Source organism: Priestia sp. ABM2_011 (genome assembly GCF_056158845.1).
Map to the genome: position 1 here is coordinate 3,871,133 of NZ_JBSWUB010000001.1, position 20,619 is coordinate 3,891,751.

Below are 20,619 nucleotides of genomic sequence, written 5' to 3' on the forward strand. Positions count from 1 at the left end.
TTAGTTCACCTTTGGAACTTGTAATTCATGTGTTACAGTTAGTTCATCTTGTGTACCTGCAAATGTAAATGATGTAAATGATTCTGTAGAGAAGGCAGTTCCACCACTTGCAACATTGAAAATAGCACTTTTACCTACTTCTGTAATTCCAACTGTAACACCACTGTCAGAACCTTTTAGAACTAATGTATAAGTGATTTTTCCGTTTGCATTGGTAATAGTTACTCTGCTGTCTGTAGTTGTAATACGTAAAATTGGAGTGCCTGTAGAGGATTGTAATTCGAGGTATTTCCAGTTTGTTTGGATGTATGAGCGTAAATTATCATAACCCTGTGTACTAATGTCCATTACTTAACCCCTTTCAATTGTCTTACTTGTTCTTCTAAACTCTCTAATGAATCAACAATTCTATCCATTTGAGCACTTTGTTTCTCAATCTGCTCCATTAATTTATCTTCACGTTTATCTGCTCTAGTTATCGTATACTTCAATAACCAACCAAACATTACTAACAAAAATGGAATGGCTGCTAAATCTGGAGGTATAGTTGACAAAAATTCCATGCTATCAACTCCAATAAATTTATTTAAGGTCATAAATATGACTTATAAAAAAGGAAGGTAGAGTAGGGGTGCAACCTACTCCAATCAGAAGGGTGTATTCAAAAATGAATACATTTATCGTCACAAATCAGGAGGTATGTGAGGAATATAAAAATGACAACAAAAAAATTGAAGGTGGAAATAGATTTCTCGTGTAAATAGTTCTCTACTTCCATATACACCATTAACTCTCTGGTGCTACCACTATAAAACATAGACAAACATTGACTTTCTAAGCACCTTTAAAACAAACAACAAATAACCCCTACAAACCCTTTAACATCAAGGTCTGTAGAGGATTATCTCAACGTGACATTCTTTCTTTCTCTCTTTGCTTACGTTTACGTTCTTTGGCTAACTCTTTGGCATGTTTTGTTTGACATTTATCACATCTAACCTGACGTTGTTTAGTTGGTTTATATCGTCCTTCGCAATCTAAACATTGCTTAGTTTTTTTTAGGTTGTTAACAATCTCATAGCCAAAACAATTCCATAAAGTTGATTTATAAGCATTCTCATTCCAATACAAGTATTTAACAAGAATATCAGTTACATATGTAGCACCCTTACCAACTTTAATTAATTCTTCTCTAATTTGTTTATTTACATACGCTGGAATTTGTCTGTTTTCAATAATATCTTTTGATTTCTTGATACTTTTAAATTTATCTTTGTTGAGTTGATTGTACTTTTCAATAACCTGTTGAGCAAGTTTGCTGTCAATACGATTACTTGTATCAGCAATAAGAAACTTTGCGTCAAATTTCTTCATATCCAACTCTTCAAAATGGATTCTTTTATTTTGAATAATATCGCTTAAACGATTGACTACACTGTTATTTTTAGCCATTACACGTTTCTTATTCTTTGCATATTTGAAGAAGTATGGTAGACGCTCATTTTCATATTTCTTAATTTTTTCATCAATATGTGGCGGTCTAGTTGGCTTGTGGAGCGTCTTAGCGAAATCAATTTCATGGTTTGATTCCATTACTAGCAGTTTAATTAATTCAATGTCTGGCTTTTCACTATTCCATATCTTAGAAATGAGGTTTGAGATCAATCCTATGTTGGCTTGGTATGCAATCATTAACGTATCACAGATTGATTGATTAGTAATTTTAGCAGGTCTTGCCTTAGCCATTTCATAGTACAACGGTACAACATTATCTTGCTCAATTTGTCTTTTTGCTGCGTTGATAACTGTATCATCTGCTACCACAAGTAACTTATCTCCATCCCAATCACACATTATCAATAGAGAATATAAATCTTTTGCACTTGTATAAATTCCATTCGTAGTGAACCATTTCTTCTTTTCATCATCAATTACATTCCGTTTTATTGAATGTTCAATGTATAAATGGGGGCTCCTTAATAAGTCCAGTTCTTGATTATCATACTGCTTGCAGAATACTTCTCCGTTATTAAGTAGTCCTTTTACTTCATTCTTAAACAACCAATTACAGAATGCATACAAATCTGGAATAACAAATGTATATGAACTTTCAACTTTAAGTTTTCCTGCTCTAGCGTCTTTCACAAGGTACTTCTTCTTTTCTTTGATTTGCTGATATGTATAAGCGTCTTGGAGTAATTCTGGATAGATTGCTAATGCACGTTGTAAGGGGGTTTTAGGGTCATTCGCACCTAGAATATTTAACATTACATCTGTATCTTTACCGATGCGAGAGATTTCCTTAATTGTTTCATTTGCAATTGTTTCTAATTCACTGTTAGTCAAAGAGTGCAAGGATTGTAGCATTTGATAATTAAGTCGTTTATTATCTTGTTCTTCTATGTCTTCTTCTTCATTCAATTTACCTGCTGTACAGTGGTTCGCATTGAACTTCTGTACATAATCTTCCCAACTATCGAAGAATGAATGAAGTTTGAATTGTGACTTGGTGAACACGATTTTTATGCCTTCTGCAACAAGATCATGCTCTTTACCATAGATATCTTTCACAATTAACTTTCCATCTATCATAAACTCTTCATTAAGAAAGTCGAAACTTGCTAATAACCCTTTGAAAAATGGCGCTCTAAACATAAAATTCTTATCACTTAACTGTGGAAGAATCATGCCACAACCATCTGTTACTTCAATTGGTACTGGATAGTTTTCTTTGCGTTCAATTGTATATGTATCTGTATTAATATAGTCCACATCACCATGAATCTTAACTTCCATATCATCTACAACAATACATTCTTCAATCTTGAAATCTTCCCATACAGATGTTGCAGAATTGGCTAATGCTTTGTAGGCAAGTAGTTTTGAGATATTCATAGAACCTTTAGCATTGATATCATCAACAGTAAGCCCACACATTAACTCCTTCTCAATATCCTTCCATTTGCTTTCCTTAATCATTACACATCGTTTTTGGCGTGTCTGTCCTGCGCTTGCAGAAAAAAGAATCCAGTGTTCAGATGACCATTCAAAACCTTGTACAAGAATATCCTCTAATACTTCTTCATAAAAACATTCTACGATGATGATGTCAGTAGTTAATTTATTTGTTTCTGCTCCAATTGCACGAGATAGAACACTTTCAAACATACTCACTACATTTGAATCTTTAAGCACATCATCTTTACGTAATTTACGGTAACTCCCTTTGTTATTGATAAGGAGTTTTTTAATTTGCTCACCATACGATTCAATATCCTTAGTGATAACTTTCTTTTCTTTTCTAATTTTTTTACATGATTCTAATAATACTTTTGCTTCAAGATGCATACCATCTTCTCGTAATTTATTAATTTTACTTTTTGACTGTGCTAGTTGCTTTTTTAATTCCTTTACTTTCTTATGTGCTTCCATTTTATTAGTATGTATAGCCCATTCTTCATTATTGTAAAATGCTTCCGTTCCTAATTGATATAAGTGAATTTGATTTGTTAAGTTTGTCATTCTATTCCTCCATTTGATTAAATATTTTTCATAGGTTATAAAATGACGGTATATAAATATAGTTATAATCTAATTAATTTTAATATCATATAATCATTATAATAAATTATAAACTGTTTATATTAATGTACCGTCAAATTGTCACCTATAGAATAATTAGAATGGTAATTGATCAGGACTAATAGTTATACCGTACTTTTCTAACTCTTCCTTCTCTTTTTTCTCTTGCTCTTTCTTTAACTTATCTAAGTAAATTGATCGTGGTAAGACCCCCATTTTTTTATATTCAATTGGTTTGTTGCTAAATAGTTTGTAAGTATTTGTTTTATAGGTATTTGCAAATCTCTCACCTTTTTTTAATCCCAAGATAAAATGTTCCTGATTATGTATTACTTCCAACATGTTAAATTTTCTAATGGTATCTAACCATGCTTCAATTGTTGATTCAGGTATTTCTAATTGCTCTGATAATCCAATCATTGTTACATCATAATTTCCATATAACTGTGTCTTACTATGTAGGTATGAGTACAAATAAAATCCTTTAATACCGACATTTTGATTCGTCATGCAATATAGGAAAACTTCAAACGGAACTTGATGAGTATTTTCAATTTCAAAGTACGTACCATCTTCATATCCATTCTCTTCATAATCTTCTGACCATTCAGGGTCAAGTATGTTCCTGTGATAACTTCGTATTGGACGTTTAACTGTAAATTTATTAGGTGGCTTAACTTGATTCCATAGTTCAACATCTTCTTTCCATTCAGAAACAAAAGTAAATTGTAATTCATCATCTTCTTTTTTGTACTCATGAATGATTGGAAAATCTTTAACTGTTTCTAACCACTTTATTTCTTCAAGCAGTCCATCTTTTTTAGTTAAATAATTTAATGCCTTATTACCTTTCTTACCTAAAATTTCGTATAAACTAGATTGTGTTAATTTACTGTAAGGTATCTGACCATATTTAGCATATCTCCAAATATAATTGTTTAAATAAATATAGGAATAAGCAAACGCTCTGTGCTGTGGGTTTTTAATTACTTTTAATTCATTAAATATTTCATTGGGTAGATATGTTTGATCTTCCTTACTTGAGTATTGAAGGTATTTCTCCAATTCTTCGTATGTCATTTTATTTCCCCCTGATTGATTAAGTTATAAATCTAGATAAAATTGCACTTTTAAATAGATTTATTAATGATTAAATTTCTCCGTAAAATGTATATTTTATTTAAAAATTAGTGACTATCATACTTCTTGATTGCTGCATTTAATTCTTCGGTGATTTCCCACAAAGTAAATAATCTATTTGTCTTATAATGCTTTGCCTTTGTAAGATATCTGAATCCCTTTTGTAATAGATAAAAACACTTATCTTTATCGTAGCAATAAAATAATCCCTTGTTATCCATTTTAAACCTCCTACTCGTTATTTTGGTTACCAACTAGAAAATTTTCATATTGATCTAACATTTCAACAACATTTTCTTCTACTGTTTCTTCTAGATAATTAACTGCCCACGGATTCATCTTCTCACCACCTGTCCTGATTGGCTATATTTTTATACTACCACTATGCTACCACCTTGTCAACACATTGATAGCGTGTTATCATAAATTTATTAGGTATCTATGGAGGTAGTAAATATGGGTATTAGTAAGGACAAAGTAGCAACTAATTTCAGATTGAACAAGGAACTTAAAGAAAAACTAATGGAGATTGCAGAGGAACAAAACAGAAGTTTTAACAACCTTATGGAAACAGTTTTAAAAGAATATGTAGATCAGTACAAATCAACAAGAAGTCGAGATTAATTTCTCGGCTCTTTTTTTATTTAAATTCCAATCAATTTTTTTATAAATTTCTCTTCAAAATAAAACTCATTCTTTTATGAGAAGTTTTTAGAGAAAAATAAATCTTACAAGATAATCTCCCACTTTTAATGGTCTCCCAAAAACTTCGCCTGATATTGTGGGCGATGATTATTGTCGCCAGATTGTCGCCAGAGCGTTTGGGCGATGATTTTCGGAGATGTGGGCGATGGTCGGGCGAAAATTAGGACATTACAGGCGAACACCTATCGTTATTCCAATATAGACGTAATACAAGGTCTGGTTCACATTGAACCTAACCTTCTCTAACAAGTTCTAAGTAGTCCATATCAAGAAAATTATTAAGAACCTGCGTGTAATAGCCAAACATATTTCTCACCTTATACCCCAACTTTTTGTTAATGACCATTTGCTTAAACGCACGTATGCCTAGTTGTACTTTTTCCTGCTCATTGTAGAAGGTCAAATATTTAGTTGTATATCTTAAACACTTGTAAAATTCAACAATCTGTTTGCCAGTGTATCCATATGTTTTTAACCAATCTTGATAATCAAGTGGAATATCCTTAATAGCGTTGTCTTTACGTATATCTATAATCTTGTTAGTTTTAGTTTGTTTATCAGTTTTAAGGAGGTTCAATTGCTCAACTTCTTTTTGTTGTTCTACTGGGCTTTGTTCCACTTTTCTATTTTCAGGGCGTGGTTCATTTGAAGAAGAAAAAGAAACAATTTCAATACGATTAAATACATACACGTTGGTTGACTGTGAACCATTATCTCTTTCAGTTTCATAAACGACAAATAAACCATGAGAAATTGCTTTCTTAATGGCTCTTTTAAACGTACTTCTACTTACACCTACACCGTCATATTTCTGTGAAGCAATAACGAATTTCTTAAGTGAAGCATTAGCAACTCCATAAACTTTAGCAGCATGACGAATAATTACTTTGATAGCAATACGTTCTGATTTAGTTAATTCGGCTTTTAATTCAAGAAGGTGCTGTTCTACGTGGTTATTAAAGTCCTTTAAACTCTGAAACTGGCTCAACTTCTTAAATTGTTCAATTTTCCCCGTTTTCATCTTTATACCCCCAGCAAGTATATTTGAGGGCATAACAAATACAAGTATAGAACCCTTGAATTTTTTCTATAGGTATCCTATACTTAATTTATCTAGTTGTATGGTGTATTTGCTATGCCATATCGGGGAGTAAGATGTTGCGAGCATCCTACTCCCCATTTTTGTGTTTAAATTTATTTTTTGGATTGTAGATTAAATTCTTCAGTAACAAAAATTTGATGTGCTAAGTTAACACAAAAATTCAACATTTGTTCTTCTGTAAATCCCTCTTCTGGCATGTGAAGTTTTTTATTGTGGTGATCCGTAATCTCTTTTAGTTTCTTTTGGTTAATTGATGATAATTTCATAATAAATTCCTCCTTAGATATCTAGGTTATTTAATGGATTAAACTTTTCATTTTGCTCATGAATAGCAGTTCCCCATAAATTCACATATTGCTGTGTAACTTTAGGTGACTCGTGCCTTAGAATTTTCTGTAGAGAACTCATGTCCAAACCGTTCTGAATGGCTTTAGAAGCGAAATAATGACGAAATGAATGACAATGTATCTTTCCTATTGAACTCCCCATATCACGCCTTACACGCTTAAATAGTGTACTTACGGCTTCATCTGTAATCTGTTTATTACTTCGACTACAAAATACATACTCACCAACTTCTTTAAATTGGTGTTCACATAGTATTCTCCATTCAGCCAGTTCCTTTCTTAATTTAATTGTCATAGGAATGGATGCTATTTGACGTTTCTTCCCAAACACTTTTATCGTATTGTTTTGAAAATCAATATCTGACCATTTCATGTTGACTATTTCCCCTCTACGTACGCCAGTAGAAATAAGAAAGATAATCATCATTCTGTTTCGATTACCTAAGAAAGAGCCATTACGATATGCTTGACGTTCAAAATACTTAATGATTTGTTTAACTTGGGCATCAGTTGGAACTTCTATCTTAACCTCTTGCTTTAACTGCTTAATCTTTTTCATAGGATTTCTCTTCTCATCTAACATCTCTTCTTCAATTAAATAATTGAAAAATGCTTTAAGATTACGAATTTTATTATTTAGAGTGCCAACGTTATTATGATGTTCCTCTTTCATCACGAGAAAGAATTTCTTTATTGTAGATTGGGTTATATCGTTAATGTTAATAATTTCATGTTGAAGGCAATGCTCATAAAAAATTTTTAAATTAGTTTCATACATCTTAATTGTGTAATTTGATAAATTTTTAAATTTACGATCCTCAATAAATTCTCTAATACTGTACTTTAACTGCATAACAAAAAAACCATGCTCCCTTCCCTTAGGAAAGTAACATGGTTATGTGGCACAGGTAGTAGTACAATGCTGTACCGATTATTTTTTTCTCTCAAAAACGCATTAAATCAGTCGTTGCGTGGAGGACGAGGTCCCCAGTACTGATAGTAGTCTGTTTTAATAAATCCGTTAAATAATTTGCGTTTTTTCGTCGCTTTTTTACCGTAGTACTGTTCAAACTGTTCATGAGATGTAAGCATATAAATCGACCACGTATCAAGCTTAGAAAACGCTTCGCCCATTTCAGCGTACATTTTTTCAACAGAAGGACGATCGCTTAAACGTTCGCCGTACGGAGGGTTACCAATAATGATTCCATATTCTTTCGGCGTCGTAAAATCGCGCACTTGCATTTGCTTAAATTGAATTAAATCTCCAAGTCCAGCTTCAAATGCATTTTGCTCCGCTACTTTTACCATACGATGGTCAATATCATGACCAGCAATATCTAGCACTTGGTCGTAGTTCGCTAAGTCTTCTGCTTCTTCGCGCGCTTTGTCCCAAATGCTTGCTGACATCCACGGCCACTCTTCTGATAAGAAGTCACGATTAAATCCTGGTGCAATATTTTGACCGATAAGCGCTGCTTCGATAGCAATTGTACCAGAACCGCAGAAAACATCGACAAACGGACGATTCGCATTCCACGGCGTTAGCATAATTAAAGCAGCTGCCAGCGTTTCTTTTAAAGGAGCTTCCCCTTGTCCTACGCGGTAACCGCGCTTATGAAGTCCTGCACCGCTTGCGTCAATTGTTAATGTAGCAACATCTTTTAATAACGCTACTTCAATTTTAAACGTTGACCCCGTTTCTTCGAGCCAGCCTGTTGTTTTGTTATAATGTTTTTTCATGCTGTCAACAATTGCTTTTTTTACAATGCTTTGACAATCTGATACGCTGAACAATTTAGATTTAACTGATTTTCCCGATACAGGAAACTGTGCATCTACGGGCAAATAATCTCCCCAATTTAATGCTTTTGTTTGTTCAAAAAGCTCATCAAACGTACGAGCTTTGAACTGTCCAACCTGTACTTTAATTCGATCTGCTGTACGAAGCCATAAATTGCATCGAGCAATTGCAAGCTCGTCTCCTTCAAAGATAACCTTGCCATTATCTACTTCACATTCATATCCTAAAGCACGCACTTCTTTAGCGACTAGTGCTTCAATTCCCATTGCTGCTGTTGCAATAATTTTATATTTCGCCATTTTTCAACCTCATTTTGTTTCTAATTATCTACACTAAGTGTAAAAGTACCATATACATGCGCCGTAGTCAAAGCTTTCTCCGTCTTTTTATCAAAATGCAGAAACTGCTCGCTCTTGGTAGAGCCAGCAGTTTCTTTACATATGTCGCATATAGATTTGTTTTTAAAAGCTTTCCATTTTAAAATTGCGCAATCGGTTGCTCAACTTGTTTATGAAAGTAAGTATACACGTGTTTCATATGGGTGCAGCGTACATTGTTCAAGCGTTTCGTTTTTATCCAACGGATAATTATGAATCAGCACTTCTATGTTTGTAAATGAGCTCTCTGAAGGAAACTCGAACGTTTGATTATTCGGTGACATATTACAAATAACAACAGCGGTTTTACCTTCTAATGTTCGCGTATACGCGTAAATAGCGGAATCTTCTTCTGCCAACAGCTTATAAGTTCCATACACCAGCACATCATGCTGTTTTCTAATTTTAATGAGCTGTTTGTAAAAATTCAGTACCGAATTCTTATCACTTTTCTGCTCTTCTACGTTAATGTCTACGTAATTTGGGTTCACTTTCATCCAAGGGTTTCCGGTAGAAAATCCTGCATTTTTTTCTGTATTCCACTGCATTGGCGTCCTTGAGTTATCGCGGCCTGTTTCCCAAATAACTTTCATAATCTCGTCATGTGAATCGCCTTTTTCACGCTGAATACGGTAGTAGTTAATCATCCCAACATCATCATAATCATCAATAGAATCAAATTTAACATTGGTCATTCCAAGTTCTTGTCCTTGATAAATAAACGGTGTTCCTTTCATTAAAAAGTATAGTGCAGCTAAGCACTTTGCACTTTCCACTCGGTAAGCTGTGCTGCCGAATTTATTTACAGAACGAATTTGGTCATGATTTTCTAAATATAAAGCGTTCCAGCCGTTAATTTTTTCTAAACCATTTTGCCAATTAGTTAAAATTGTTTTTAACTCGATTAAATCAAGCGGTTTTTCTTCTCCTTTATCCCACAGTCCCATATGCTCGAACTGAAAAATCATATTGAAGTTTCCGCCATCTTCAGCTACCCACTCATCTGCGCTGTCCGATGTTACACCATTTGCCTCTCCAACCGTCATAATATCGTATTTGGCAAACGTTTTTTCTTTTAGCTCTTTTAAATGTTCTTGAATTCCCGGTCGATTCATATGCCCTTCAAACGATGGCACATAATCTAGCTTTTCAGGGTTCGGCAGATCTGGGAAGCCGGCCACTTTCTTAATATGCGAAATAGCATCTACACGAAAGCCGTCAATTCCTTTATCTAACCACCAGTTAACCATTTCATAAAGCTCATGACGTACTTTTTCGTTTTCCCAGTTTAAATCGGGCTGTTTTTTAGAAAATACGTGCATGTAATATTCTTTTGTCTTTTCGTCGAACTCCCAAGCTGATCCGCTAAAAATAGATTCCCAGTTGTTTGGCTCTTTTCCATCTTTACCTTCGTGCCAGATATAATAATCACGATATGGATTCTCTTTAGCAGACCTAGATTCTAAAAACCAAGGATGTTCATCTGAAGTATGGTTAATAACTAAATCCATAATCAGCTTCATTCCGCGATGGTGAACTTCATCTAACAGCTCATCAAAGTCTTCCATTGTTCCAAAATCTTTCATAATATCTTTATAATCACTGATATCGTAGCCATTATCGTCGTTAGGAGACTGATAAATCGGGCAAATCCAAATGACATCAATTCCAAGATCAGATAAATAGTCTAATTTTGAAATAACCCCTTGAATGTCACCAATTCCGTCGCCGTTTGAATCCATGAAGCTTCGCGGATAGATTTGATACGCAACAGCTTCTTTCCACCATTTCTTTTCCATGTGCTCAACCCCTCAAAATAGTGCTTTTACGTAAGCGTTCGCCTTTACGCATATCGCTATTTTATAATGAATACATGCAAAAAAATAGGTTTTTCACAAAAAAAATCGTTATTCTCTTTTGAATAACGATTCTCACTGCGCTAATTTGTGTTTAAAGGCATAAATGACGGCTTGAGTTCGGTCCTGCACATCCAGCTTACTTAATAAATTGCTCACATGTGTTTTTACCGTCTTTAGCGCAATAAATAATTCGTCTGCAATCTCTTGATTTGTTTTACCCTGTGTCATTAAAAGTAAAATTTCCATTTCACGAGCTGTGAGTTCTTCATGAGGTAAAGACGGCTTTCTCATTTTAGACATCATTTTACCGGTTACTTCAGGCTCTAATACAGATTCCCCCTCATATGTACGGCGAATAGCAGCTGCAATTTCTCCTGCTTTAGACGTTTTTAATAAGTAGCTTGTTGCCCCTGCCTCTAGAGCGGGATATACTTTTTCGTCATCTAGAAAGCTAGTGACAATAATTACTTTTGCTTCCGGCCACTGCTTAATGAGCTGTTTTGTTGCTTCAATCCCGTCCATTTCTTCCATGACTAAATCCATTAAAATAATATCCGGGCGCAGCTGAAGCCCTAATTCAACGGCCTGTTGGCCATTGGCTGCTTCAGCTATTACATGAATGTCTGTTTGAGCCGACAAATACGCTCCTACGCCAATACGAACCATTTCATGGTCATCTACTAACAGTACATTAATCATTTTGCTTCTCCTCTCTTTCTACTAACGGTACTTTTACTTCTAGCTTTGTTCCTTTGTCGGGCAAACTAATAATTTTTAATAGGCCTCCAATTTCAACTGCGCGTTCATACATATTTTGCAGACCGTACGATCCGACTTTCTCCTTTTCTACATCAAAACCAACTCCGTTATCCAAAATACGTAAAATAATGGAAAAGTCACGTTTGATCAGCAGCACGTCTAAAGCTGTTGCATTTGCATGACGCAGCGTATTTGATACGGATTCTTGCAAAATTCTAAACAAGTGGTCTTCAATGCCTTTATCAAGTTCAAACCCTTCTATTTTCCAATTTAATTCAAGCGGTACTTTTTGAGCAAGCTCATTCATCAGTTCTTTCATTCCAGCCTGTAGCGATTTTCCTTTTAATGCTGCAGGACGAAGATGAAGAAGCAAAGCCCTCATTTCAAGCTGTGATTGATTAATCATTTTTTCAACCATCTTTAATTGCTTAGCTTCAGAGTCTTGTAGCGTAAGATTGGATTCCGTAATAGCAGACATAAGCATCGAAGCGGCAAATAGCTGCTGACTAACGGAGTCATGCAGTTCTCTAGCAAGCCGATTTCGTTCTTGAGAAACAATTTCTTGCACTTGCTTTTGCTGATTTTCCACTTTTTCCGTTGCCATCTTTTGAGATTGCTGCGCTTGAAGAATCATTTTATGATCTACTTTGTTTAAACGGCTTATAATTCGAGACGTTTCTTGAATAAGCGGTTCATTTGCCGGCATATGCCGGTGGCCATTTTCTATTTCATATAATCGGTTTTCAACATATGCCCACTGCTGTCTCCACATAAACCCCATGATTCCTCCAATCACACTTCCAATCGTAAGGCTTAAACTGAAGGAAAACAGCACAAAAGGCATGCCAAATACGCTCGTTTTCCATAAGTCGCTAAGTTGAAAAACAGGATATGCAAAAAACACGGTAAGGAGCACGGATACAAATACAAAAAAACTTAAGAAAATCCCCCACAATAACTGCCGTTGAAGAATACTCATATCCTTTGCACCTCTAAATCTCCAATCACAACAGTTGTAACAATCTTCACCCTATGAGCAGATTGATCAAATTCCTCTGTTTTGATAGACAAATTTTCATTGAACGAAAAGCCGCGCTGATGGCCAAAAACCGTTACGTTTCCTGCTAGTTTAGAATGATTCACAGATACTTCTGTTTCGTAAGGAATGAGCACTTTAATATTTCCAAACACTTGACGAATAAAGATAACCGCATCGCCTTTTGGCAGAACAGTATTGCTTAAATCAATCACAATGTCTCCCCATACGCTTTGAATATTAATATCATCCCATTCGTATACGGAGTCTTCGGTTCTTTGACTACCAAGAAGTTTATTTGTCAAAACCGGCCGGACCTGCACCAAACTTTGGTTTGGCTGCTGTGTCAACTCGTCAGTTGGTCTAAATTCAACCGGATGCTTTCGTAATTGAATAAATCTAAGTAAAAAGTACAGGAAAAGAGCAATAACTAAAAACTTAAAGGCAACCGTATTAAATATATTCAACACAAGCCCAATAACGCCAATCCAAAATAACATACGCCCTAATTTTCTTCTCATTTTTTTTCGCCCAATATACATGAACGCACCGGCAATTAATACAGAAAAGATCAAGCCGCTGTGAAAAAACATAATTTCAATAAACAGGACAAATAAGCTGCAAATAAAAATGAACATAAGAGATTCTGTTTTGTTTACGCTTTGCACAGCTCCCTCTCCTTTCTCCTCGTAGATGACATAGCGTTCTTTGGATGCTGCAGATATCTATTCTCTCACCTTAAAAAGACGCAGAAACCTACGCCTTTTTTAGAATACCATGTTTTATGCAGAAACACTGATTTTTTACGATGATTTTACTCTTTTTTCTAATTCAGCAATCTTGCTGTCTACCGTTTGTCTGTAGTAATTTGTATTAATTTGATTTTCAAGCTGGTCAATATAGGTTTCCATTTCGTCAAACTGACTGTAGGACGCATAAGATGCTTCCGTTTTCATTACTGAATTCATACGATGGTGCGCACGGGCAATATTTTCGCGCCCCATTAGTTCCATACGGCGAATATGCATATCTTTTACCTTATGCTTCATTTCTTCATACTTTTGTTCAAGCTCTTCTAACTGCTTGGATGCATCTTCATAAGATTCTTTTACACGCTTTGCTCTCTCTTCGTAGTGAGTATGCTCTTTTACAATAAATTCATGTAATTCTACTTCTTCAGCTGCTTGCGCCACTTGTGCTTGCTCATGACGTTTTTTCATCATGTCAAGTGCCAGATGGTATTCGCGATTAAACTGCTCTTTTAACGTGTGCTGCCGCTCAACAAGCTGCCTTACCTTTTCAGTCTCCTGCTCGCATTGGCGCAAATAGTGATTTAACGCAGCAATTGGATTTTTTTGTTCTTTGTGATCAAGTAATTGATGAAGGTCTGCAGAAATCGTTTCTTTCATTCGAGTAAATAAGTTTCTCATTTTGTTCATCTCCTTAGATAATAAAGTGAAATTTTATTATTTTTGATTTAAGTCAGCCCACTGACGTTCAAAGTGCTTAAACGGATCTTCTTTTTCCATTTTTATAGGCCTGCTGCTGTTCCACTTTTTATATACAATGTAAAGTACTACTGCTGCGATGATACCAGCAAGAGCCGGAAGGTTTGAAACGGTTGTTAAGAGTACGACGACACCAATAAACCCCCAGAACCATTTTTTAAAGGGGGTCTCTGCTTTAACAAACCCTTTAAATGCTACGTACAAAATAACCAAGCCAAGCGCAAGTCCTACCATGGGGCCAGCATTTGCAAGAAGAACGATAGCAGCTACCGCTCCAATCAAAAACAAACCAACTTTTTTCATTTTGTTTCCTCCTTTCGCTTCTCTATATACTTAGTTTAAGGATGATAACGTTTTTTCAAAACGAGCTAGAGCTTTATTTTCTCCTAAGACCTGAGGCTGACAACAAGCTCAGCCTGATTGTACAAAAAAAATGACAGCTTATGATAAGCTGTCATTTTGACATAAAAAAAGCTCTTCCGTTATATGAAGAGCTGGGTTGGATTAAAATATAGTGTATAACAACTATTGTCGATTGCTTTTCAATAACGTTCTGTAAGCCATGTTTTGTACCATTGTACTGCAAGCGGCTAGCTACCTCGTACTCCGGTGGCAATTATCTATCTACAAAATGTAACCATTTTGTCCTTCCTTCCGTTCAGTTCCTTCCAGAAAGTTCCCCTACCATTATTTGGGTTTCTCGCTCGAGGGGTTTACCTCGTTCCACTCTTATCATTTCTGATAAGACTTCGTCACTGTGGCACTTTCAGAGTAGTCAAGCCATATCTTAAAAAGACTTAGGCTTTTTCCCCGCCGTTAGCTTTTAACAGCTACCCTAGCTTATGACTTCGCTAGGCACGAACACTACAGACATCGCAGTCTGTGCGAGCATGGACTTTCCTCTACATCCTCATATGTGATGCAGCAATTACCCGAACGTTATTGATAACGACTTTCCTTAGTATAATAAAAATAGGAGTTGAATGCAACTCCTATTTTTAGGTTATTCGTATAATTTACTTCCAAACACATGTTTTTCTAAGTTTGACAAACGTTTTAAAATATCAAAGTTTGTCGTACCCGCTTGCTGCTGCTGTTGAGCCGGCGGCGGGGTAAACGAAGGTTGTTGCGGCTTTTTAGATAACTCTTCTACTTGCTTTTTTAAGCGTAAATTTTCAGTTTGTAATGCTTCAATTTCTTCATGAAATGCTTCATAATCTTTAATAACAGAATCTAGATACTTATCTACTTCCTCTTGATTATAGCCTCTCATGCCTGTTTTAAATTCTTTTTCTAAAATTTCTTTGGCCGTTAAACGAATTTTATCAGCTAACATCTCTATCACCTCGAATACGATAAACCTTATCTTTATTATAATTCATTTTTTCAAAAATAGCTTCAAATGTCAATTTATCTTTTAAAATGTTTCGTCAAGTGGCGTTAAAAAGACGAAAATTTTTCTTCATCCACGATATCTTGTAAGTCGTGAGACGTCACCATTATAATAGGGTATTCTTCTCGTTCAGCACGCTTTTTAGCCGTTTCTAACATATATTTAGGACTTCCTTCGTGCTCTTCGTCGTAAACTAAACAAATACCTTCACTTTTTTCTACTAAAAATTGATTTTTCAACCGAAACTGTGCTGGACTTTCATATTTCTTTTTTGTGATGCTATCTACATAATCTGCTTGACTTAAGACGAATTCATACAATTCTTTATTGACGTCATTCCATTTTTCTTCCTGCTCCAAAAATGGTGTTAAAACAGCTAACTGAAGCTCGGGATAATCGAGCTGCAGATCAAATACCACTTCTGCTGCCCAAATCTCTACTCCTAGCTGGCCACTAATCAATACCCATTCTAATCCATCTTCTACTAATTCCTGTAATTTTTTATAGAGCGCTTTTTTTATGTATGTAATGCCTTGATGTTTTTCATTAAAAATTCCAAGTTCGAATGGCTTATAACCAGTAACCGTTAGCACCTTCATTATATAACTCCTTTGTAACAAAATAGAATAGGAACTGATGTAATCAGCTCCTATTAACGTACATTATCTAAAATACCCTGAATTAGGTCCTTGATGCGCGCCTTTTGTATGACAGCTTCCTTGGCCGCAACCTTTGTGTCCAGGATAACTAGCGCCTGCTACTTGACCTGGGTAACCTCCTTGGCCTGGAAAACCAGCTCCACCTACTTGACCTGGGTAGCCTCCTTGGCCTGGATAACCAGCACCTGCTACTTGACCTGGGTAGCCTCCCATTTGACCTGGATAGCCTGCTCCACCTACTTGAGTTGGATATTGCTGCGCACCGCCAAAAAACTGTTGATTTGAAGTTTCATTTACAACAGATTGTGTTTGCGGGAAGTAATGCACGTGCTTCACATTTGTATGATTCACCAATGTATTATGACTTGGATGAATGTGAGGTACAACTACCTCCTGAGAAGTAAACTGTGTGCAGCATTTTGTTGGATGCACAATTGGTGGCATACATTTTGTTGGTCTTGGATACATATCCTTTTTCCCCTTTCACTGTTTAGTTATTACACTATTACAATATGTGAAGGGTAATGTACATGTACTAAGACAAACACCTATTTTTGACCTACATAAAGGAGTTATACGAATTTTTCAAACTGCTTAAGACAATTACTGTTAAACAAATTAATGCGAAAAATGATACTAAAATCACATTTTTCATGAGGCCTCTCTCCATCTCACCAAAGTTCTGTTTTTAAGCTGTAAGAATCAGTCTTACATTGACTAATTTTATCAATGACTGAAAAATAGAACAATATAAAACGTCTACAAAAACAAAAGAATAATAATTCTGAATATTTTAAAATAAATCAGCTGAAGCCTATCCTTTAGCTGATTTATTTTTTAATCTAAGAAGTCTTTTTTCAAGCGCTTCCTTCGACGTTTTTTTCGTCATTCCCCTGAGTTGATTCCACTTCTCCGAGGCTAGCTCAGTATATAGAAGTGCTTGATGAACATCTTTGAGACGATGCTCATAAATTTTAGCTAACTCAACCAGTGCTTCTATAGCGACGTCACCTTCACATGTTTGAACCAAGGGTTCAAACATGTCCACTGCCTCTTTCCAACTCTTCTCTTTTTTATAATGATAAGCCATCGCTAGCTGAGCTTTTTCATGCTCTTCTTTTTCTTTTTCCGCTACGCCTTGATAAAGGGAGAAAGCGTGCTTGTTCTCCCCCAACTGCTCATACCACCTTGCCACTTCATATGTTTCTTTTTCTGTAAACTCCTCACTAGTAAGGAGATGTTTTGATAAATGAATGTATAAGGTAATAAGCGATAAAATATCATGTTCATTATGTTTCATAATGTCGAATAAGCCTCTTGGATTTTTCGTTTCAATAAAATCAAAATAAATCATGGGAGCTAAGAAACCGGGAATATCATCAACTCGTTCAATTCCAAGTATTTCTTTTTCGACATTCGCAAGCTTAACCGAACCCATTTTATGTTTCCACAGCCTTCTTGACGCATGCAGTAAATCAAAGTGACCGAACTTAGGCAGCTTGGGCAAATGATCTCTCAATAGCGTATGGCGAGTCTTGACGTGAGGCCAATCGAAAGATTTACCATTATAAGTCACAAGCGTCGTGTAGTCTACTTCTTTTAAAAAACTTTCATAAAATGCTACTTCTCCACTTGGCTCGGTTAATATATGCTGACGAAAAACGACGGAATCTTTTAACACCCTTGCGTATCCTAGCAAAAAGATAGTCGTTCCCGTACCTGTACTAAGCCCCGTCGTTTCCGTATCAAAGAAAAACAAATCTGAATATGTGTGGCCTTTTGATGAAAGCGGATGAGCAACTGTAGACTGATTCCATACTTCCACTACTTTTTTCAGCTCATTAAATTCATAATGTCCATGCTTGTAGTCGAGCGGGTAAACCACTTCTCTGATCATACAGTAGCTGTCTTCGGCAAAGTAAGGCGCAGCATGATTTCCCTTCCATTCCTGCTCATAGGAAATAGACGCGCCCTTAGATCGCTGGGGGTTACTTTCAACCGGAGGCTTCGCTTCTGTAACATGAAGATGCTTTTTCATACGGTTTAATTTATTTTTAAAAGACACGAGTTCACCTACTTTGCAGTTGTTGTAGCAGTACGAGCGCATCGCTTTTTGCGTGTTCTCCCTGTGCTTCCATACCAATACAGGACGGACAGCCGCTTTCGCAAGAACAATTTACAATTAATTGATTAGTTTGACTTAGCACATCATTCATTTGTTCGTATACTTTATCGCTTAGGCCAATGCCTCCCGGGTATCGGTCATATAAGAAGATAGTGGGCTGTTCATTGTGCACCGCTTTTATCTGAGGCACTACATGTAAATCAGAAGGATCGCACATCACCATAAGCGGTGCAATTGACTGAATGGCATTTGCCACGGAAATAAGTGCTTGTTCCAATCGTTCTTCAGATTCGTGAAACTGTTCTTTTTCAAAGCTTAGCCACACGGCATTTGTATGAAGCTCTTCTTCCGGAAGTGAAATGGGACCTGACCCTATGTTTTCATGCGTCTCAAACTTTATTTTTTTAAATATTGTCGCCATGGCGCTGACCATTACATCGCCATAACTGATTGAATATGTCCCTTCCAGTCGTTCTTTATCAGCTTCTAGAACCTTCAAGTTAACCGCCAAGTTTGCATCGGTAAAATAATCTACATCGACTTCACGAACATACGCTTTTTTCTCATCCCAGTCCAAGTATTCTACTTGATACTGAATGCCTTGATGCAAGTAAATCGCCTCATCATGAAGAAGCGTCATAGCACTAAAGCGATCCATTTCTCCAATTACTTTCACATTTGCAACGTCCGATTGATCAATGATGACAACATTTTCTTGGGATGCAGAGCGCAGACTGATATTATGAGCTGGAAAGGAATCATTCATCCAGTACCATTTATCTCCGCTAAAATGAATCACTCGTTCTTCTTGCAAAAACTCCAGCACGTCTTCAATTTCTACCCCATCAAATGTTTCTCCCTGCTTAAACGGCAGCTCATAGGACGCACATTTTAAATGATCGACTAAAATAACAAGATTATCAGGATTAATTCGAGCTGTTTCTGGATTTCTGCTAAAAAAGTAATCCGGATGCTGAATCATATACTGATCAAGCGGACTTGAACTTGCGACCATCACAATGACGGCTTCTCCATGACGTCTTCCTGCTCGTCCTGCTTGCTGCCAAGCGCTTGCAACCGTGCCTGGATAACCTGTCATTACACACACCTGCAGCTGCCCGATATCCACTCCTAGCTCTAAAGCATTCGTACTGACTACCCCGTAAATACTTCCCTCTCGAAGTCCTCTTTCTATTTCGCGTCGCTGCTTCGGCAAATATCCTCCTCGATACCCTTGAATAGACTTATGTTGAAGCTGGTTTTTTACGAGCTCCTGCAGATACGTTAAAATAATTTCCACTCGTACTCGGCTTCGTGCAAATACAATCGTTTGAATTTTATTTTTCAAAAACTCTCCTGCAATATTTCGCACTTCAAGCGTAGCACTTCTTCTAATGTTTAACGGTTTATTCACAATAGGCGGGTTATAAAAAATAAAATGTTTGCGGCCGCTAGGCGCTCCGTTGTTATCTACTAACGTAACATGAGCTCCCGTTAAATGTTCAGCGAGTTCTTTTGGATTAGCGATGGTCGCTGATGTACAAATAAAGATAGGATCGCTTCCATAGTAGCGACAAATTCGTTTTAACCGGCGTATAACGTTGGCTACGTGGCTTCCAAAAACACCGCGGTACGTATGAAGTTCATCAATCACAATGTATTTCAGATTCTCAAACAGTGATACCCATTTTGTATGATGAGGTAAAATAGCTGAATGAAGCATATCCGGATTCGTAATAACGATATGCCCTGCTTTTCTCACCTTTTGGCGGATATTTGCCGGAGTATCTCCATCATACGTATAGCTATTGATTGGCACTTCCATTTCTTCAATGATTTCATTTAATTCACTTTTTTGATCTTGGGCAAGCGCTTTTGTTGGAAACAAATAAAGAGCTCTAGCTTGATCGTTCTCCATAATACTTTGCAGTACCGGCAAGTTGTAGCACAGTGTTTTCCCCGAGGCTGTTGGCGTAACGGCCACAACATTCTTCTTAGCTGTCGCCAAATCAAACGCTGTTTTTTGATGCGTATAAAGCGAACCAATTCCTCGTTTTTCAAGTGCTTCCCGCAGTTTCGTATGCAAAGAAGCTGGAAATGGCGCAGTTTTAGCTTCTTTCTCTTCGATTGTATGCCAATGAACAATATTTTGCTGATACGATGGATTCGTTTGCAAGATATCTATTACTTCTTGTAAGTTTTTTCGTATTCTCATTTTCATCA

The 20,619-nt window shown here is 36.2% G+C and carries 20 protein-coding genes and 1 other RNA gene; 1 reads left to right on the forward strand and 20 read right to left on the reverse strand.

What is annotated here, in order from left to right:
* The 4 genes from ACXAE4_RS20600 to ACXAE4_RS20615 form a co-directional block, all read right to left on the reverse strand.
* Positions 1-348: a hypothetical protein gene (locus ACXAE4_RS20600; RefSeq protein WP_475236800.1), complete on the reverse strand. Its 348-nt coding sequence runs from the start codon at positions 346-348 to the stop codon at positions 1-3.
* Positions 348-563: a holin gene (locus ACXAE4_RS20605; RefSeq protein ID WP_323617871.1), complete on the reverse strand. Its 216-nt coding sequence runs from the start codon at positions 561-563 to the stop codon at positions 348-350. Before ACXAE4_RS20605 ends, ACXAE4_RS20600 begins: the two co-directional genes overlap by 1 nt.
* Positions 564-906: 343 nt before the next feature.
* Positions 907-3,522 (reverse strand): hypothetical protein, encoded by a 2,616-nt coding sequence (locus ACXAE4_RS20610; protein WP_475236802.1) that lies wholly within the window; start codon positions 3,520-3,522, stop codon positions 907-909.
* Between the two features lie 156 nt (positions 3,523-3,678).
* Positions 3,679-4,662, reverse strand: a complete 984-nt coding sequence (locus tag ACXAE4_RS20615; RefSeq protein ID WP_475236805.1) for a hypothetical protein — start codon at positions 4,660-4,662, stop codon at positions 3,679-3,681.
* 516 nt (positions 4,663-5,178) lie between these two features.
* On the opposite strand from ACXAE4_RS20615, the gene ACXAE4_RS20620 reads away from it, so the two are divergent.
* A complete protein-coding gene (locus ACXAE4_RS20620; protein WP_323617867.1) occupies positions 5,179-5,346 on the forward strand; it encodes a ribbon-helix-helix protein, CopG family in 168 nt (55 codons plus the stop codon).
* A gap of 313 nt (positions 5,347-5,659) precedes the next feature.
* Here ACXAE4_RS20620 and ACXAE4_RS20625 read toward each other — a convergent pair whose 3' ends face one another.
* The 16 genes from ACXAE4_RS20625 to ACXAE4_RS20700 form a co-directional block, all read right to left on the reverse strand.
* Positions 5,660-6,448, reverse strand: coding sequence for a hypothetical protein (locus ACXAE4_RS20625; protein WP_475236807.1), 789 nt, complete (start codon positions 6,446-6,448; stop codon positions 5,660-5,662).
* Positions 6,449-6,621: 173 nt separating this feature from the next.
* On the reverse strand, positions 6,622-6,795 hold the full coding sequence (locus tag ACXAE4_RS20630) for a hypothetical protein (protein ID WP_214984528.1): 174 nt from the start codon (positions 6,793-6,795) through the stop codon (positions 6,622-6,624).
* 13 nt (positions 6,796-6,808) lie between these two features.
* Positions 6,809-7,729, reverse strand: coding sequence for a tyrosine-type recombinase/integrase (locus tag ACXAE4_RS20635; RefSeq protein WP_475236810.1), 921 nt, complete (start codon positions 7,727-7,729; stop codon positions 6,809-6,811).
* Between the two features lie 107 nt (positions 7,730-7,836).
* Complete coding sequence (locus ACXAE4_RS20640; RefSeq protein ID WP_155008271.1) at positions 7,837-8,979, reverse strand: THUMP domain-containing class I SAM-dependent RNA methyltransferase; 1,143 nt, start codon at positions 8,977-8,979, stop codon at positions 7,837-7,839.
* 209 nt (positions 8,980-9,188) lie between these two features.
* Complete coding sequence (locus ACXAE4_RS20645; RefSeq protein ID WP_028414051.1) at positions 9,189-10,856, reverse strand: glycoside hydrolase family 13 protein; 1,668 nt, start codon at positions 10,854-10,856, stop codon at positions 9,189-9,191.
* A 132-nt stretch (positions 10,857-10,988) separates the two neighbouring features.
* A complete protein-coding gene (locus ACXAE4_RS20650; protein WP_028414052.1) occupies positions 10,989-11,615 on the reverse strand; it encodes a response regulator in 627 nt (208 codons plus the stop codon).
* Complete coding sequence (locus ACXAE4_RS20655; protein WP_028414053.1) at positions 11,608-12,654, reverse strand: sensor histidine kinase; 1,047 nt, start codon at positions 12,652-12,654, stop codon at positions 11,608-11,610. Before ACXAE4_RS20655 ends, ACXAE4_RS20650 begins: the two co-directional genes overlap by 8 nt.
* Positions 12,651-13,379, reverse strand: a complete 729-nt coding sequence (gene liaF / locus ACXAE4_RS20660; protein WP_028414054.1) for a cell wall-active antibiotics response protein LiaF — start codon at positions 13,377-13,379, stop codon at positions 12,651-12,653. The genes ACXAE4_RS20655 and liaF overlap by 4 nt, the downstream gene beginning before the upstream one ends.
* A gap of 135 nt (positions 13,380-13,514) precedes the next feature.
* Positions 13,515-14,141, reverse strand: a complete 627-nt coding sequence (locus ACXAE4_RS20665; protein WP_289578834.1) for a PspA/IM30 family protein — start codon at positions 14,139-14,141, stop codon at positions 13,515-13,517.
* A gap of 36 nt (positions 14,142-14,177) precedes the next feature.
* The gene (locus ACXAE4_RS20670; RefSeq protein ID WP_028414056.1) at positions 14,178-14,522 is read right to left on the reverse strand and encodes a lmo0954 family membrane protein; all 345 of its coding nucleotides are present in this window, start codon (positions 14,520-14,522) and stop codon (positions 14,178-14,180) included.
* Positions 14,523-14,770: 248 nt separating this feature from the next.
* Positions 14,771-15,159, reverse strand: an RNA gene (gene rnpB / locus ACXAE4_RS20675) — RNase P RNA component class B.
* A gap of 63 nt (positions 15,160-15,222) precedes the next feature.
* Positions 15,223-15,555, reverse strand: coding sequence for a cell division regulator GpsB (gpsB, locus tag ACXAE4_RS20680; RefSeq protein ID WP_013056140.1), 333 nt, complete (start codon positions 15,553-15,555; stop codon positions 15,223-15,225).
* Between the two features lie 104 nt (positions 15,556-15,659).
* Positions 15,660-16,211: an SLOG family protein gene (locus ACXAE4_RS20685; RefSeq protein ID WP_028414057.1), complete on the reverse strand. Its 552-nt coding sequence runs from the start codon at positions 16,209-16,211 to the stop codon at positions 15,660-15,662.
* Between the two features lie 63 nt (positions 16,212-16,274).
* Complete coding sequence (locus ACXAE4_RS20690) at positions 16,275-16,739, reverse strand: spore coat protein (protein WP_016763481.1); 465 nt, start codon at positions 16,737-16,739, stop codon at positions 16,275-16,277.
* A 346-nt stretch (positions 16,740-17,085) separates the two neighbouring features.
* Positions 17,086-18,336: a ribonuclease H-like domain-containing protein gene (locus tag ACXAE4_RS20695; RefSeq protein ID WP_098113461.1), complete on the reverse strand. Its 1,251-nt coding sequence runs from the start codon at positions 18,334-18,336 to the stop codon at positions 17,086-17,088.
* Between the two features lie 4 nt (positions 18,337-18,340).
* Positions 18,341-20,611, reverse strand: coding sequence for a DEAD/DEAH box helicase (locus tag ACXAE4_RS20700; protein WP_098113462.1), 2,271 nt, complete (start codon positions 20,609-20,611; stop codon positions 18,341-18,343).
* Positions 20,612-20,619: the final 8 nt, after the last annotated feature.

Excerpts from the sequence above, each read along its gene's own strand:
- ACXAE4_RS20645 (WP_028414051.1), bottom strand. The coding sequence starts at position 10,856 with ATGGAAAAGAAATGGTGGAAAGAAGCTGTTGCGTATCAAATCTATCCG.
- ACXAE4_RS20685 (WP_028414057.1), bottom strand. The coding sequence starts at position 16,211 with ATGAAGGTGCTAACGGTTACTGGTTATAAGCCATTCGAACTTGGAATT.
- ACXAE4_RS20600 (WP_475236800.1), bottom strand. The coding sequence starts at position 348 with ATGGACATTAGTACACAGGGTTATGATAATTTACGCTCATACATCCAA.
- ACXAE4_RS20615 (WP_475236805.1), bottom strand. The coding sequence starts at position 4,662 with ATGACATACGAAGAATTGGAGAAATACCTTCAATACTCAAGTAAGGAA.
- ACXAE4_RS20665 (WP_289578834.1), bottom strand. The coding sequence starts at position 14,141 with ATGAGAAACTTATTTACTCGAATGAAAGAAACGATTTCTGCAGACCTT.
- ACXAE4_RS20610 (WP_475236802.1), bottom strand. The coding sequence starts at position 3,522 with ATGACAAACTTAACAAATCAAATTCACTTATATCAATTAGGAACGGAA.
- ACXAE4_RS20700 (WP_098113462.1), bottom strand. The coding sequence starts at position 20,611 with ATGAGAATACGAAAAAACTTACAAGAAGTAATAGATATCTTGCAAACG.
- ACXAE4_RS20640 (WP_155008271.1), bottom strand. The coding sequence starts at position 8,979 with ATGGCGAAATATAAAATTATTGCAACAGCAGCAATGGGAATTGAAGCA.
- ACXAE4_RS20635 (WP_475236810.1), bottom strand. The coding sequence starts at position 7,729 with ATGCAGTTAAAGTACAGTATTAGAGAATTTATTGAGGATCGTAAATTT.
- ACXAE4_RS20620 (WP_323617867.1), top strand. The coding sequence starts at position 5,179 with ATGGGTATTAGTAAGGACAAAGTAGCAACTAATTTCAGATTGAACAAG.
- ACXAE4_RS20630 (WP_214984528.1), bottom strand. The coding sequence starts at position 6,795 with ATGAAATTATCATCAATTAACCAAAAGAAACTAAAAGAGATTACGGAT.
- ACXAE4_RS20670 (WP_028414056.1), bottom strand. The coding sequence starts at position 14,522 with ATGAAAAAAGTTGGTTTGTTTTTGATTGGAGCGGTAGCTGCTATCGTT.
- gpsB (WP_013056140.1), bottom strand. The coding sequence starts at position 15,555 with ATGTTAGCTGATAAAATTCGTTTAACGGCCAAAGAAATTTTAGAAAAA.
- ACXAE4_RS20605 (WP_323617871.1), bottom strand. The coding sequence starts at position 563 with ATGGAATTTTTGTCAACTATACCTCCAGATTTAGCAGCCATTCCATTT.
- ACXAE4_RS20655 (WP_028414053.1), bottom strand. The coding sequence starts at position 12,654 with ATGAGTATTCTTCAACGGCAGTTATTGTGGGGGATTTTCTTAAGTTTT.
- ACXAE4_RS20690 (WP_016763481.1), bottom strand. The coding sequence starts at position 16,739 with ATGTATCCAAGACCAACAAAATGTATGCCACCAATTGTGCATCCAACA.
- ACXAE4_RS20650 (WP_028414052.1), bottom strand. The coding sequence starts at position 11,615 with ATGATTAATGTACTGTTAGTAGATGACCATGAAATGGTTCGTATTGGC.
- ACXAE4_RS20625 (WP_475236807.1), bottom strand. The coding sequence starts at position 6,448 with ATGAAAACGGGGAAAATTGAACAATTTAAGAAGTTGAGCCAGTTTCAG.